We start from the raw sequence: 13,826 nt of genomic DNA on the forward strand, positions 1-13,826 counted from the left end.
TTAATAAAAAAATTTATGCCTACATTTGATGTAATCAGTAAAGTCAATTATCAAGAATTTGATAATGCTCTTGCTAATTGTTTGAGAGAAATAAGTAATCGATATGACTTTAAAGGTCTCAATATCTCAATAGAACGAAAAGATAAAACTATCACTACTCTTGCATCAGATGAGCTGAAACTAAAACAAGTCAATGAACTCTTAGAAACTCATCTTATAAGAAGAAAAGTGGATCCAAGAGTACTAAATGTTAAAAATTCAGAAGGTGCAACAGGTGGAACCATTCGACAGGTTAGTGAATTAAAAGAAGGAATAAGCCAAGAAAATGCAAAAAAGATCATTGGAGATATAAAAAAACTTAAACTTAAAATACAGATTAAAATCCAAGGAGAAGAATTAAGAGTTGATGGAAAAAAAAGAGATGACCTTCAAGATGCGATAGCTGCAATCAAGACAATTGATATTGGTCTTCCAATTGAATTTATAAATTTTAGAGATTAATGAATGATTGATGAAAAAGCTTTTTGGGATCTTAGTTCTGTGTTTGTCATGAAAAAATCTTTATTATATTTCTAGTTTTAATATTTAGTGGTTAATACATTTAATTAATATATAATTTTTTTAAATGAGCTTTAAGGATAACGTCAATTTACATGTAGACAAATCAGCTAAATTACTAAATTTTAGTGATGATTTACTTGAACATTTAAAATCTATTCATTCATTAATTAAAGTTAATGTAGGTGTTGTCTTAGATGGTAAAATAAATAATTTTACTGGATGGAGAGCCGTTCACTCAGAGCACATTCTTCCAACTAAAGGTGGGCTAAGATATTCAGAAACCGTTGATCAAGATAATACAGAAGCTTTGGCATCTTTGATGACTTACAAATGTGCTATAGTTAACATTCCTTTTGGAGGTGCAAAAGGAGGTTTAAAAATTAATCCTAAGAATTACACCATGCCTCAATTAAGAGAAATTACAAAAACATTTGCCAGTAAATTAATTAACAAAGGTTTTATTTCTCCAGCATTAAATGTTCCAGCTCCAGATGTTGGAACGTCTGAAAGAGAAATGGAATGGATTTTAGAGACTTATAAAACACTTAAACCTGATGATATAAATTATAGAGGTTGCGTAACGGGTAAACCCTTACACCGTGGTGGTATTGCTGGAAGAGCAGAAGCAACTGGTAGAGGTATTGAAGAAGTTATAAGGGAAATATTTAGACATGAAGATGTTATTAAAGAAGCTGGTTTAAAAAATGAATTAAAGGATAATGAAATTATAGTTCAAGGCTTTGGTAATGTAGGGAGTAATTTAGCTAAACATTTATATAATAGAGATAATGCAAAGATTGTAGCTATTGGGGAGTTTGATGGCTATTTATATAATAAAAAAGGCATTGATATAAATGCACTAATTAAATTTTTTCAAAAAAATAAAAGTATTAACAATCCTAAACTTGGAGAGTTTAAAAATAAACCAAGTGAACTTTTAGAATTAGATTGTGATATTTTAATTCCAGCTGCATTAGAAAATGCAATCACCATTGATAATGTAGATAAAATTAAAACAAAATTAATAATTGAAGCTGCTAATGGACCCATTTCATTTGAAGCGGATCAAAAATTATTTGAAAAAGGGGTTATGATTATCCCTGATATTTATGTTAATGCAGGTGGTGTTGTGGTTTCTTATTTTGAGTGGGTAAAAGATATTTCTCATATACGTTTTGGTAGAGTTGAAAAAAGATTTCAAGAGCAAAAAATATTAGACATTATTGATTTGATAGATAAAAAAACTAATACCAAAACAGATTTTGAAACTATTAAAAATATTGTTCATGGTGCTGATGAAGAGGATTTAGCTTTTTCAGGTCTTGAAGACAGTATGAGAAATGCATTTATTGAAATTTATAATGCTAAAAAACAAATAAAAAGATCATTTAGAGACAGTGCTTATTATGTTTCATTAAAAAAAATAAGAAACTTTTATACAGTAGAAGGCTTCCCCAAAAGATAATGGAAGTTTTTACAAGTAAAATGAAAAAACTTTTAGAGATCATGGTTCTCAGTTTTTTTAGTTACCCTCTTGAATAAGGGTAACTAAATTTTTTTGATTAACCTTTTTGATTAGCAATCATAGCCTTAATAGCTTTTCTTGCATTAGCATCATCCAATACTGGTTTAACGATAGGAAAAGTACATGCCCCAGACCAACCCATGATCCATCCTGTTAGCGATTCTTGATTATCTGTATCAACTATTATTAAGCCACTTCCATTAGCTGCATCGTGCCAACGACCAATTTGTTTTACATCAGCAGGGTATTCTCCAGCAATTTGTTCATCAGTCATATTTGCAAAAAAAGCTTGGGTCTCTGCTTGCTTGTCTCGATCTAATTGATATGTACACATGAAAATCATTTTATTATCCTTGGTTAAGTTATTATTTGTATTTATCTACTTTTAACCTAACAGCAATTATAGTAGATGGCCACGCCTCAGTCTTATTGAATTTAGATATAGGATTTTATAGGATAACTCGACACAAACACGCAACAAAAGAGATAAATCAAATAGCTATTTTAAAGCAAATAGACTCATGGTTCGGGATTTAAACTTAAATAGCTTGATTATCTAAACTCTATTTAATTGTAAGAACAATTTTACCTTTGGTTCGACCTTCTGCTAGTTTTCCAAAAGCTTCTGAAGCCTGTTCCATTGGATACGTACTATCAATGATAGTCTTAATGGTACCCTGACTAATTAATGTTACAAGTTCTGTTAGCATTGCTCCATCAGGTGACATGAAAAACCATTTAAAGTTTACACTATATTTTTTAGCAAGGTTTTCAGTATCTTGACCCTTAATAGAAATCAGAGTACCTCCCTTTTTTAAAACCTTGAAAGACTTAGCAAGTACATCACCACCGATCATATCAAAGACTAAATCATAATCAGACAATTCATCTTCAAATGACTGAGTGCTATAATCAATTATTAGATCAGCTCCCAAACTTTTAACTAGTTCAGTATTTTTAGAACTTGTAGTCGTTGCAACTGTTGCCCCAAAATGTTTTGCAATTTGGATGGCAAGCGTTCCAACACCACCTGAACCAGCGTGAATCAACACTTTGTCACCTTGCTTAATATTACCTTTCGTAACTAATGCCTGCCATGCTGTCAAACCCGCTAGTGGGACAGATGCCGCGTCTATATGGCTTAGATTTTCTGGTTTAATAGCAAGTTCATTTTCTTGGATACGAGCGAATTCAGCAATAGAGCCAGCGTCTTCTTGATTGGGACGAGCAAACACTTCATCACCAACTTTGACATTAAGTACATCTTTACCAACCTCGACTACTTTGCCTGAAACATCGTAGCCCATAACGTGGGGAAAGCTAAGCTCTAGCATTTCTTTTAGATAACCTGCATGTAGAATATTATCGATCGGATTAATGCTAGCAGCATGCACTTCTACTAGGACAGACTTATCTTGAAGTTTTGGCTTTTCAATATCAATAATTTCAATATTGGCAGTATAATCTTTATAAACGACAGCTTTCATTGTGTATCCTTTTTAATTAAATAATTTTTTAAAATATATCAAAACATAAAGAATGCTATGTAGTATATATTTTATTAAATAACAATCATTCCATCACCTAGACATCTGATTAGAGGTTTGGTAGGTTTTTGAATTATGAAAAAACTTTTAGGGATTATGGTTTTGAGTTTGTTGTTAATTCCTGCTCTAGCTATGTCAGAAATATTTAAAAATGAAGAGGGCAAACCTATTTTAAAAACTAGTTCTATAAGTGGGTTTACACATCATACAAATCATATGGATCATAATGATTACAATTTTCAATATATTAAAGATAAAACAAAAGCTCGAGCTGGAAAATATTTTCAACGTTTTGAACTTAGAGATGGTGATTGTTTTGGAGATGATAATTGGAGCGATTGTGAAAATAACAGAGAAAGAGTTGAGTTTTCAGCAGAACCTCAACAACGTCCTGTAAAGAAACAATGTTATGGATACAGTTTAATGTTATCTAAAGAATTTATTGACACTCATCCAACCAATACTTCACTTGGTCAAATTCAACAAAAAGGAGGCCCAACAGGAACAGCTGAAGGTTTAGCTTCTTTTCCACCTTTAATTCAAATTGATGCATTTTTAGGAGGTTTACATCTTAATTGGCATGTACTTAGTGGTTCAAAAACTAATGTAATTGATAGAGGTTATCACTATGAACTAAAAAGATTAAGAAACATGAAAGAAGTTTGGACAGATATTTCTTTTTGTCTAGATTTTGAAAATAAAAGAATGGATGTATGGATAGACGGTGTTCAGAAAGTTAAAATATTAAAATCTCCAATAAATTTTGTGCCCGAAGAAATTTATTTCAAACATGGTATTTATAGAAGTTTTATAAGCAAATATAAGGAACGTAAGAAAAAAAATAAGATGCCAACTCAAGTTGTTTTCTATGATGAAATAAGAAGAGGTGCCTCAATAGAAGAAGTGGATGTAAATATTAACCCAAAACTTAAGCCTGTTGATTGATAGATTTAATACGAAAAAACTTTTAGGGATCGTGGTTCTGGGTTTGATATTAAGCGGTAATGCTTATTCTGAAACAAAGTTTTCTAAAATTAAAAAAGCATTAAAAGAAGACCGTTATGGACTGGCCATACCTGAAAATTTTCATTCATTAAACTCTCCAAAAGCTAAAAATCCAGTGTCTGTAAGTGATTTTGCAATTATAGGTAAAAAATCAATTAGGTTTGAGTCTAATCATGGTGAATGTGGTTTTGAATCAAATTGGAGTGATTGTGAAAATGATAGAGAAAGAACAGAACTTTATTATAAAACAAAATCTCCAAAAAAAGAAATATGGTATAGATTTTATATTTATTTACCAAAAGATTATAATTCAGTTGCTCCTGCAAAAATGTCTCTCATTCAATTTAGTATTGTAGATCCATTTGCAGTATTAGTTATGTTTAACCAAACTCATGCAGGGTTAACATTTAATAGACACTTTGCTGTCCATGGAGATCCTAATGAAAATGCTTATATAGTATTAAAGCCTAATGAAGAGTTATTTGGTAGTTGGACTGAAATTATTTTTAATAGTAACTGGCATCCAGATCCTGTTAAAGGATTTATGAAGGTATGGATTGATGGAAAGCTAAAAGTTGATTTTAAAGGCCGTTCTTATGGAAAAGGAAAAAAATTTAGTTTAAGATATGGATTATACTCATCCTATTTAAAAAATTACAGACTTACCCAAGTTAAAGAAATTCACCCCCAGAGAATTATTTATTTTGATGGAGTAAAGGCAGAAAAAACATGTAATAAGCTTTTAAATAAAGAGATCTGTCAATCTCTAACTTCACAAACTGTTTCGAAATATATAAATTTTATGCATGGTGGAAATAATAAAAAGCTATATGATAAAGATCTTTCAATTATTGATCCATCAAGTTTTAGATAGTGTTGAATTAAATGAAAAAACTTTTAGGGATCTTGGTTCTGGGTTATAGGATTTTATAAGACATTCTAGTTGGAATTCTAGTTGTTTAATAGATAAAACAAGAACTGGATAAGTATGAATAAAGAAAACGCAAGTAAACTGTGGAAAATGATACAGGAAGCTGGCGATTATTTGGTGGGGCAACTACCCGATCACCCAAATCATCCAAAAGGTAGAAACCCCTACGCTCATGTTGCAATTTGTGTCAAAGATCATTTCAATGCAAGTTACAAAGATATTTCAGATGAGAAATTTGATGAGGTTTTAAAGTATATCGAGTTTTTAAAGCAAAATCCTAGTTAGAGTTTTTTAAAATTTCTAACAATTGATCAACATCACTATCTTTTGTATTCCAAGCAGCAACTAATCTTGTTGATTTTCCATCCAACTCATCTTCATTCATTTTATAGCCTTTTGAATTCAAATGTTCGATCATATTTCTTGGAAACTTTGCAAAAACTTCGTTAGCTTCTGTTGGATATGAAAGTTTAATATCTGAATGATTAGATAATCCTTTGCTTAATTTTTTTCCCATTTTATTTGCATGTTTTGCATTCCTAAGCCAAACATCATTTGAAATATAGGCATCTAATTGAGCTGAAACAAAACGCATTTTTGATAATAAGTGCCCTGCTCTTTTCATTAAAAATGCAATATTACCAACTAAGTCTTTCTTAAAAAAGATTATTGCTTCTGCTGCAAGACAGCCATTTTTGGTTGCACCAAATGACAATACATCGATGCCTGATTTCCAAGTCATCTCAGCAGGTGTTACACCAAGAGAAACTAAAGCATTAGCAAACCTTGCTCCATCCATGTGCATATTAAGATTATGTTTGTGAGCAACATCTGAAATCTGTTTAATTTCATCTATTTGATATACCTCTCCAGTTTCACAAACTTGAGTAATACTTACAGATGAGGGTTGGGTATGATGCACTATTCCTTTTCCTCCAATAGACTGCTCTAATTCATCAGCTATAATTTTTCCATCAACACCTGGTAAAGCAACTAGTTTTCCTCCTCCAGTATAAAATTCAGGAGCACCACATTCATCTGTATTAATATGAGATAATTTATGACAATAAATATTTCCAAATGAAGGTGTCATTGTAGATAAAGCTAATGCATTAGCAGCAGTACCTGAGGCAGTTGGAAAAACAATTACCTCTTTTTCAAAAATTTCTGAAAACTTGTCTTGTAATTCAGTTGATATTTGATCATTTCCATAAGGGTTACTGTCACCGTCATTTGCTTTTAAAATTGCATCCAATACTTCTGGGCAAGCACCTGCAACATTATCTGAAGCGAATTTTACACGCTCTCTTTTTGTTTTAATTTTTGCCATATTATTGTTTTGGAAAATAATCCTTTAGAGTGCCTTCTCGATAAACATCTGCTGTACAACAATGCAGTCCTCCACCAAAAGCATAGGCATCCCTAAGCTCAACTGGTATAACTTCCATTCCAAGTTTATCTAGTTGTTCTGCTTGATAAATTTCACTTTTTTCAACACAAACTGTTTTAGGATCAAGCACCAATACATTCATCGATAACCATGTTGAAGAATAACACAGTGGCGGTGGTTCATTATGCGCTGGTTGAGCGCTATCAACAATTTCCCAACCATTGTCTTCAAATAATTTTCTTTGCTCTTTAGGTAATCTTCTTTGAGGATTGTTGATAATTAAACCCTCTTTAATTGGAGTAAAAGTTGCATCGATATGGATTGGGTAAGGATCACCTGGAAAATTAACCGCATGAACTCTATGATCTTTGTAATGTCTTTTTAACCAATCAATTCCTTTTAAATTTGTTGTAAAACCATGTTGTACAACTAAATCTTTTCCAAATCTTAAAACGTCAGCTGCATCAAATAACGGTTCTTCTTCTGTGGTTACAAAAAATTTATCTTCAGTCCATTCTAATCTTTTTTGAATACCGATTTTATCTGACAAGTAATCTGTTCGATAATCTTTATCTGTTAACCTTGGTTTTGGAGCAGACTCGTGCCTCATGTTGGAATCTTGGTTATAATACTCTTGAAGTAAAGGCCGGTAACAAAGGTACTCAAACCATCTACAACGATAACTCATTGTTGCTTCTAAAATTTCATTACCAACAGTAAGCAAAACATCTCTTGGTGGCATACAGCCAAACATAGTTTCTGCTTCCCAATCAGGTGTTGAAGTTTTTTTATTAAAATCAATTGGAGTGGGTCTGTCTACTTTAACTCCTTTTTTAATTAGCATGTTTGAAAAATCGTCTAAGAGTTGTTTAGCTTTATCAACTGCATCTTTGGTTCTTGGGCCAAACTTACCTCTCATATCACTATCTTCAGGAACTTTAGCATCTAGTGCAGGCTCTGGAGCTGGTATACAAGTTCCGTCAGCTCTACCTACGATCACATGTTTTAATGGATCCCACTCATTCCAACTATTAACAATAGTTTTATTATCACTCATAACTTTTAATTTTTTATAATATTATGCTCAGGGCCGAAAGGAAATTTTGTGATGTTTTCTGCACCATCTTTACCAATCACTAATATATCGTGTTCTCTATAACCACCTGCTCCTGGATTTCCTTCAGGTATCATTATCATTGGTTCTATTGAGATAACCATGTTTTCTTCAAGTACAGTGTCAATATCTTCTCTAAGTTCCAATCCTGCTTCTCTTCCATAGAAATGTGAAAGAACACCAAAAGAATGTCCATACCCAAAAGTTCGGTAATGCAAGTATCCTAGTTCTGCAAACAATTCATTTAATTCATGACAAATGTCAGAGCATTTTACACCGGGTTTAATAAGTTCTAATCCTCTTTTGTGAACTTTAACATTCGCCTCCCATGCTTTTAATGATGCATCATCTACATGATCTAAAAATAATGTTCTCTCTAACGCTGTATAATATCCCGAAATCATTGGGAAAGTATTTAAAGACAAAATATCTCCGTTAATTAGTTTTTTATTTGTTTTTGGATTATGTGCACCATCAGTATTAATACCTGACTGAAACCAAACCCAAGTATCCATATATTCAGCATCTGGATATGATTTTACAATTTCACGTTCCATTCGGTCACGACCTGCAATCGCTATCTCAATTTCTGTATTTCCTTCTTTGATATTTTTAACAATTTCTTCTCCACCTAAATCGGCAATTCTTGCTCCGTTTTTAATAATTTCAATTTCTTCATTAGATTTAATCATTCTTAGTTGCATCAAATCTTTTGAAATGTCACTGAAAACAGAAAATGTAAAAATAGACCCTATTTTTTCTCTCATATCTAGAGTGACATGATCATTTTCAAGTCCAATATTTTTTGGAGGATCATCTCTTCCAATGATAGATACAATAGCTCTTAAAAAATTATCTCTTTTCCAATCTGTATAAATTACATTATCGCAGTGTGATCTTCTCCAAGGTTGGCTTGCGTCAATGTTTGCTGAGATTGTTGAAATTTTATTTTTTGTTACCACACAACCATAAGGTCTACCAAAAGAACAATAAATAAATCCTGTATAATATGCAATGTTGTGCATTGATGTTAAAATAACCATATCAAGATTATTTTTATCCATTACAGTTCTTAAATTGTTTACTCTTCTATCGTATTCTGTATTTGAAAAAGGAAGTTTAACCTTATCTCCATTTTTTAAAGTAAAAAAATCTGGTCTTTCCATAAAATTAATTTAATCCGATATATCTTTTGTTCCATCTCATTACTAAACTATAATACGTAAGAGATATAAAAAGAAAAAAACCACCAATAATAGTGTTGGTCACTGGTATTTCATTAATACCAAATATAGGTAGCCATACCCAAAATATTCCACCTATTACTTCAGTTAAAGATAATAATGTTAATTCAGCTGCAGGTATAGCTTTAGATCCAATTGAATATAAAATTAATCCTAAACAAACTAATGTGCCATGAAGTGAGAATAGTGAACTATTATAACTTGTTGCAAAAAAAACATAATCATTGCTTAAAATTACTATTGAAGCAAATATAAAACAAAAGAAACCAGCAAATGCAGTGGTTGTAAATTTTGGAGTTTCTTTTCGCCATCTTAAGGATACAGAAAAAACTGCAAACCCTATAGAAGATGTCATTCCAAAGACAAATCCAATTAAAGATGCTTCAGAAGTATTGCCAACGGCCATGATCCCAATACCAATTGTTGCAATGATTATTGATATCCAAACATTTAATGAAATTTTTTCTTTTAAAAATAAGAAAGCAAGTAGAGCAGTAAAAAATGGCATTGCTGCCAAACAAAGTAAAGTTATTGCTGCACTAGTGTTTGTTATTGAAAACATAAAAGAAATCATAGCTATTCCAAGACCTGAGCCTCCAATCAAACCTGAGACACCCATTCTAAAATAATTCTTATAAAAGTTTTTTCCTTCTTCAAAAAACAAATATAAATTTAATAAAATAAAAATTGTTAACCCTCTTCCAAAAACGTATTGCCAAGGTATTAAATGTGGGTCATCCATATAACGAACAACTAAAGGTCCAAAAGACCATATAAGACCTGCAAACAAAACAACTGGAACTGCTGTTTTGGGATTTTTAAGCTCAAACATATTCAGATATTTAATTCTAAATAGATTTAACTACAACAAAAATGACGAAGCTTATACTAAGGTTGAATTAGAGTGGTTGGGGAAAAAACAATCAACAATTTCTCCTTTTTTAAATCTAGCCTTACCTGCTGGCAATAACGCCCAAATATTTGATTTTACAAATGATCTAATTCTAAAAGACTCTTGTCCTTTAAGAATTTCGACTACTATTTTTCCATTTTTAGTTGTGTTTAATTTACTTTTTGCAAATCTAGTAAAGTTTTTCTTCTTCAGGAAATCATTTTTCAAAATAGCTTTGAGAGGCTTTTCGTTTCTTAGACCTAATATGTTTTCTATATAAGGGTATACAAAAAATCTAAAACAAGCAGCAGAAGACATTGGATTTCCAGGTAATCCAAAAATTGCTTTTTGTTTACCTTTGATCTTTGCAAACAAAATAGGTTTGCCAGGTCTGATTGCTACATTTTTAAAAAAGTGCTCTAATTTAAAGGACTTTATAACACCAGGAATAAAATCAAACTTTCCAGCAGAAACTGCGCCTGAGGTAATAATAATATCTGTTTTAGAGTTAAATGTTTTGGTAATTTTTGATTTAAAAATTTTGTGATGACTGTCTTTTAAAATTCCACCATCAATAAAATTAAACAAAAAATTTTTATTTAAGTTTTTGATGTAATGGCTATTTGAATTCCTAACTTTCCAGTCAGGGATATCATCTTTGTTTGATATTTCATTTCCTGTAGAGAAAAATAATATATTTATTTTTTTTTTAACTTTAATATTTTTAATACCTAATGTTTTAAAAGCTAAAATATGATTGGCTTGAATGATTGTATTTTTTTTTACAACTAATTCATTTTTTTTATAATCAGATCCTTTGAATCTCACGTGATTATATTTATTAATTTTTTGATTAACTAATATATATTTTTGATTATTTTTACTTGGGTAGAAGACAATTTGTTCTATTGGAATGATGGTATCAAAACCTTTTGGAATAATACCTCCTGTCATAATTTCAACTGCATCAAATTTTCGAATTCTTTTTTTAAAAGGTTTCACTCCTGCTGGAATAGATCCTATAATTTTAAATTGTTGTTTAGTTAATTTTTTAAAGCTTTTTGTATCATTTGAATTAATTGCAAAGCCATCAAATGCAGCGTTATCTCCTGATGGATAGTTAATGTTTGAATAAATATTAGTTGAGGCAACTCTATTTAAAGAATTAACACTTTTAATTGATTCATTTTGAATTTTTATGATTCCTTTTTTTAAAATCTGCTTTGAATTTTGATAACTAATCATTTAATAAATTTACTTTAGCTTTTTCAAGATCTTCTCTAGTATTTATATTAAAGAATGGATTATTTTTATCAAACCTCATATTAATTATCTTGACGCCAACACTATCTGCCCAAACTTCAACTTTTCTTACTCCCTTTTCTAAATCTTCTTCTAATTTATCTATTAAATCAAGTGACCATAAACCAAATATATTGTGTCTTGTATTATTTGATTTAATAAAAAAAAGCTTACTTTCTTCAGGTTTTACCTTATTAAAAAAATCTTTTAATATCTGAGTTTTAAAAAATGGGGTATCGGTTGGAAAAGTTGAAACCCATTGATATTCTTTATTATTATCTTTTATCCACTTCATTGCTGTAAAAACACCACCAAGTGGTCCCAAATTTTTTTTGAAATCTTCTATCAGTGATATTTTATCTGACTTTTGAAATTTTATTAAGTTATTTGATATAATTAATAATTCTTTGAATTCATCATTAATTTCAGAAAGAATATAATCAATTAATAATTTATCAGCTAATTTCACCTGAGACTTATCCTCACCAAATCTTTGGGACTTTCCGCCTGCTAGAACTACACCTAAAATCTTGCTATGATCCATTTACAAAATATAAAACATTAAGGCTTTAATTAAAGAAATATAATGGATCTTAGAATTTTAGAAATTGCCTCTCATACAGAGAACAATAAAGTTCTTGATAATTTCACTCATAAATCAAAAAACAAAAACCCCTTATGTGGAGATGAAATGGAAATAAGTTTAATTGTAAAAGATGATGTAGTGAAAGATATTGGTTATCAATGTAAATCATGTGTTTATTGTCAGGCATCCGTTAGTTTACTTTCAAGAAAAATAAAAGATAAAAAGATAGAAGAAATAAAGTTTTTTATAGCTTCAGGTGAAAATTTATTTGAAGATGTTAAGACTACTTTAGAAAAACATTGGAAAGATTTTAAAGAAATTTTAGATAAAAAAAATATAGCAAGAAAAGAATGTTTGCTGCTTCCGTTAAGAACTGTTTTAAAAGCATTGAAAATTTAATGATTAAAATTACTAAACCACTATTACAAAAAGCATTAATTGCGGGTTTTTTTTCAGCATTCACTATTGGAGTATTAACTGTTCTAACTTACAAAAGTACATTGGGTTATTTTCTAGCTGGATCATTTGGTTCTTCAATGGTTTTGTTATTTGGATTTCCAGAAAGTCCTTTTGCTCAACCAAAAAATGTTTTCTTTGGTCATCTGTTAACAGCTTTAGTTGGAGTAATTTTTGTAAATTATATTCCTTTACCAATTTATATTAATATCGCTCTTGCTGTAGGAGTTGGAATTTTTTTAATGATTTTATTAAATGTAGTTCATCCTCCTGCAGGTGGAAACCCAATCATAGTCATTATTGGTAGTGTTTCATATGATTATTTAATTAGTCCAATAATTTTTGGATGTATTATAATTCTACTACTAGCTATTTTAATTAATAAATTTATTCTTAAAAAAAATTATCCTTTGAAATAATTTATGAACTCAAAATATAAAGTTTTAAAATTCAGCTCAAAAAAATTTGAGAATATAGAAGATTTAGTTTCAATTGAAGAACCTTTAGAAATTTCTTTAAAATTTAAAGAACAAGATAAGTGGATTACTCAAAATTTATCAATTACAATGAGAACACCTGGCAATGATGAAGATTTAATTAGAGGTTTTTTGTTTAATGAGCAAATAGTTCAAAGTATTAAAGATATAGAATCTGTTGAAAGTTATGGTGATAAAGTTGGTCAATATAATATTCAAAATAAGATATTAGCCACACTTAATAATTCTCAAAACGTTAATATTTCTAAAATTAAAAGAGACTTTCTAATTAATTCATCTTGTGGTGTTTGTGGCAAATCATCCTTAGATGCATTAGAGATTATTAAAAAAAATAAAACTAATTCATCAGAGCCAAAGATTACAAAAGAAACTGTCATTCTATCTCCAAAAATTTTACAGGAAAATCAATCTGAGTTTAGTAAAACAGGCGGAATACACGCCAGTGGTTTATTTAGTAGTAATGGGGAGTTGGTTAACTTGAGAGAAGATGTTGGAAGACATAATGCTTTAGATAAACTTATTGGAAATGCCTTAATCAATGATCAATTAAACCCTAAAACACAATTTATAACATGCTCTGGTCGACTTAATTTTGAGCTAGTTCAAAAAGTTTTGATGACAGATATAGGAATAATGATCGGAGTTGGTGCGCCAACTAGCCTAGCCATTGATCTAGCGAATAAATTTGACATAACCCTCATTGGTTTCGTAAAGAGAGATAGTTTTAACATTTATACAAATAACAAAAAAGTTATTGTGGACTAATTGAAAAGAAG

General features: G+C 30.3%; 16 protein-coding genes. 8 read left to right on the forward strand and 8 right to left on the reverse strand.

All coding sequences use genetic code 11. The annotated features are described in order from the left end of the window. Positions 1-15: 15 nt before the first annotated feature. Positions 16-501: a YajQ family cyclic di-GMP-binding protein gene (locus tag ACIJYB_RS05205; protein WP_435150327.1), complete on the forward strand. Its 486-nt coding sequence runs from the start codon at positions 16-18 to the stop codon at positions 499-501. 124 nt (positions 502-625) lie between these two features. Continuing rightward, positions 626-2,026, forward strand: coding sequence for a Glu/Leu/Phe/Val family dehydrogenase (locus ACIJYB_RS05210; protein ID WP_435150328.1), 1,401 nt, complete (start codon positions 626-628; stop codon positions 2,024-2,026). Between the two features lie 97 nt (positions 2,027-2,123). On the opposite strand, the gene ACIJYB_RS05215 is transcribed toward ACIJYB_RS05210, so the two are convergent. After that, positions 2,124-2,429 (reverse strand): DUF3303 domain-containing protein, encoded by a 306-nt coding sequence (locus ACIJYB_RS05215; protein ID WP_435150330.1) that lies wholly within the window; start codon positions 2,427-2,429, stop codon positions 2,124-2,126. A 220-nt stretch (positions 2,430-2,649) separates the two neighbouring features. Beyond that, positions 2,650-3,573, reverse strand: coding sequence for an NADP-dependent oxidoreductase (locus ACIJYB_RS05220; RefSeq protein ID WP_435150332.1), 924 nt, complete (start codon positions 3,571-3,573; stop codon positions 2,650-2,652). A gap of 135 nt (positions 3,574-3,708) precedes the next feature. Here ACIJYB_RS05220 and ACIJYB_RS05225 point away from each other — a divergent pair, with 135 nt between their 5' ends. The 3 genes from ACIJYB_RS05225 (at position 3,709) to ACIJYB_RS05235 (ending at position 5,854) form a co-directional block, all read left to right on the forward strand. Further along, positions 3,709-4,578 carry a heparin lyase I family protein gene (locus ACIJYB_RS05225; RefSeq protein ID WP_435150333.1) on the forward strand — a complete coding sequence of 290 codons (870 nt, stop codon included), beginning with the start codon at positions 3,709-3,711 and terminating at the stop codon, positions 4,576-4,578. Between the two features lie 43 nt (positions 4,579-4,621). After that, positions 4,622-5,512, forward strand: coding sequence for a heparin lyase I family protein (locus ACIJYB_RS05230; protein WP_435150334.1), 891 nt, complete (start codon positions 4,622-4,624; stop codon positions 5,510-5,512). Positions 5,513-5,626: 114 nt separating this feature from the next. Next, a complete protein-coding gene (locus ACIJYB_RS05235) occupies positions 5,627-5,854 on the forward strand; it encodes a hypothetical protein (RefSeq protein ID WP_435150336.1) in 228 nt (75 codons plus the stop codon). Here the strand turns inward: ACIJYB_RS05235 and ACIJYB_RS05240 are convergent. The 6 genes from ACIJYB_RS05240 to ACIJYB_RS05265 are packed head-to-tail and all read right to left on the reverse strand — an operon-like array spanning position 5,847 to position 12,055. Beyond that, the gene (locus ACIJYB_RS05240; RefSeq protein WP_435150337.1) at positions 5,847-6,899 is read right to left on the reverse strand and encodes a threonine aldolase family protein; all 1,053 of its coding nucleotides are present in this window, start codon (positions 6,897-6,899) and stop codon (positions 5,847-5,849) included. The two genes, ACIJYB_RS05235 and ACIJYB_RS05240, sit on opposite strands and share 8 nt — an antisense overlap. A 1-nt stretch (position 6,900) precedes the next feature. Further along, on the reverse strand, positions 6,901-8,016 hold the full coding sequence (locus tag ACIJYB_RS05245) for a serine/threonine protein kinase (protein ID WP_435150339.1): 1,116 nt from the start codon (positions 8,014-8,016) through the stop codon (positions 6,901-6,903). A 5-nt stretch (positions 8,017-8,021) separates the two neighbouring features. Beyond that, a complete protein-coding gene (locus ACIJYB_RS05250) occupies positions 8,022-9,239 on the reverse strand; it encodes an aminopeptidase P family protein (protein WP_435150341.1) in 1,218 nt (405 codons plus the stop codon). A 4-nt stretch (positions 9,240-9,243) separates the two neighbouring features. Next, positions 9,244-10,149, reverse strand: coding sequence for a DMT family transporter (locus ACIJYB_RS05255; RefSeq protein ID WP_435150343.1), 906 nt, complete (start codon positions 10,147-10,149; stop codon positions 9,244-9,246). A gap of 51 nt (positions 10,150-10,200) precedes the next feature. After that, complete coding sequence (locus tag ACIJYB_RS05260; RefSeq protein ID WP_435150345.1) at positions 10,201-11,454, reverse strand: molybdopterin molybdotransferase MoeA; 1,254 nt, start codon at positions 11,452-11,454, stop codon at positions 10,201-10,203. After that, positions 11,447-12,055 carry a molybdenum cofactor guanylyltransferase gene (locus tag ACIJYB_RS05265; RefSeq protein ID WP_435150346.1) on the reverse strand — a complete coding sequence of 203 codons (609 nt, stop codon included), beginning with the start codon at positions 12,053-12,055 and terminating at the stop codon, positions 11,447-11,449. The genes ACIJYB_RS05260 and ACIJYB_RS05265 overlap by 8 nt, the downstream gene beginning before the upstream one ends. A 42-nt stretch (positions 12,056-12,097) precedes the next feature. Here ACIJYB_RS05265 and ACIJYB_RS05270 point away from each other — a divergent pair, with 42 nt between their 5' ends. Genes ACIJYB_RS05270 through fdhD form a run of 3 tightly spaced genes read left to right on the forward strand, consistent with a single transcriptional unit; the run spans position 12,098 to position 13,815 of the window. Beyond that, entirely contained in the window at positions 12,098-12,496 is a 399-nt protein-coding gene (locus ACIJYB_RS05270; RefSeq protein ID WP_435150348.1) for an iron-sulfur cluster assembly scaffold protein, read from the forward strand. Beyond that, the gene (locus ACIJYB_RS05275; protein WP_435150350.1) at positions 12,496-12,972 is read left to right on the forward strand and encodes an HPP family protein; all 477 of its coding nucleotides are present in this window, start codon (positions 12,496-12,498) and stop codon (positions 12,970-12,972) included. The genes ACIJYB_RS05270 and ACIJYB_RS05275 overlap by 1 nt, the downstream gene beginning before the upstream one ends. A gap of 3 nt (positions 12,973-12,975) precedes the next feature. Then, positions 12,976-13,815 carry a formate dehydrogenase accessory sulfurtransferase FdhD gene (fdhD, locus tag ACIJYB_RS05280; protein WP_435150352.1) on the forward strand — a complete coding sequence of 280 codons (840 nt, stop codon included), beginning with the start codon at positions 12,976-12,978 and terminating at the stop codon, positions 13,813-13,815. The last annotated feature ends 11 nt before the right edge of the window (positions 13,816-13,826 follow it).

This window comes from Candidatus Pelagibacter bacterium nBUS_44, from assembly GCF_051200895.1.
Classification (GTDB): Bacteria; Pseudomonadota; Alphaproteobacteria; order Pelagibacterales; family Pelagibacteraceae; genus Pelagibacter.

Bases quoted from the DNA above. Each gene is read 5' to 3' on its own strand.
- ACIJYB_RS05205 (WP_435150327.1), top strand. From the start codon at position 16: ATGCCTACATTTGATGTAATCAGTAAAGTCAATTATCAAGAATTTGAT.
- ACIJYB_RS05210 (WP_435150328.1), top strand. From the start codon at position 626: ATGAGCTTTAAGGATAACGTCAATTTACATGTAGACAAATCAGCTAAA.
- ACIJYB_RS05215 (WP_435150330.1), bottom strand. From the start codon at position 2,429: ATGATTTTCATGTGTACATATCAATTAGATCGAGACAAGCAAGCAGAG.
- ACIJYB_RS05220 (WP_435150332.1), bottom strand. From the start codon at position 3,573: ATGAAAGCTGTCGTTTATAAAGATTATACTGCCAATATTGAAATTATT.
- ACIJYB_RS05225 (WP_435150333.1), top strand. From the start codon at position 3,709: ATGAAAAAACTTTTAGGGATTATGGTTTTGAGTTTGTTGTTAATTCCT.
- ACIJYB_RS05235 (WP_435150336.1), top strand. From the start codon at position 5,627: ATGAATAAAGAAAACGCAAGTAAACTGTGGAAAATGATACAGGAAGCT.
- ACIJYB_RS05240 (WP_435150337.1), bottom strand. From the start codon at position 6,899: ATGGCAAAAATTAAAACAAAAAGAGAGCGTGTAAAATTCGCTTCAGAT.
- ACIJYB_RS05245 (WP_435150339.1), bottom strand. From the start codon at position 8,016: ATGAGTGATAATAAAACTATTGTTAATAGTTGGAATGAGTGGGATCCA.
- ACIJYB_RS05250 (WP_435150341.1), bottom strand. From the start codon at position 9,239: ATGGAAAGACCAGATTTTTTTACTTTAAAAAATGGAGATAAGGTTAAA.
- ACIJYB_RS05255 (WP_435150343.1), bottom strand. From the start codon at position 10,149: ATGTTTGAGCTTAAAAATCCCAAAACAGCAGTTCCAGTTGTTTTGTTT.
- ACIJYB_RS05260 (WP_435150345.1), bottom strand. From the start codon at position 11,454: ATGATTAGTTATCAAAATTCAAAGCAGATTTTAAAAAAAGGAATCATA.
- ACIJYB_RS05265 (WP_435150346.1), bottom strand. From the start codon at position 12,055: ATGGATCATAGCAAGATTTTAGGTGTAGTTCTAGCAGGCGGAAAGTCC.
- ACIJYB_RS05270 (WP_435150348.1), top strand. From the start codon at position 12,098: ATGGATCTTAGAATTTTAGAAATTGCCTCTCATACAGAGAACAATAAA.
- ACIJYB_RS05275 (WP_435150350.1), top strand. From the start codon at position 12,496: ATGATTAAAATTACTAAACCACTATTACAAAAAGCATTAATTGCGGGT.
- fdhD (WP_435150352.1), top strand. From the start codon at position 12,976: ATGAACTCAAAATATAAAGTTTTAAAATTCAGCTCAAAAAAATTTGAG.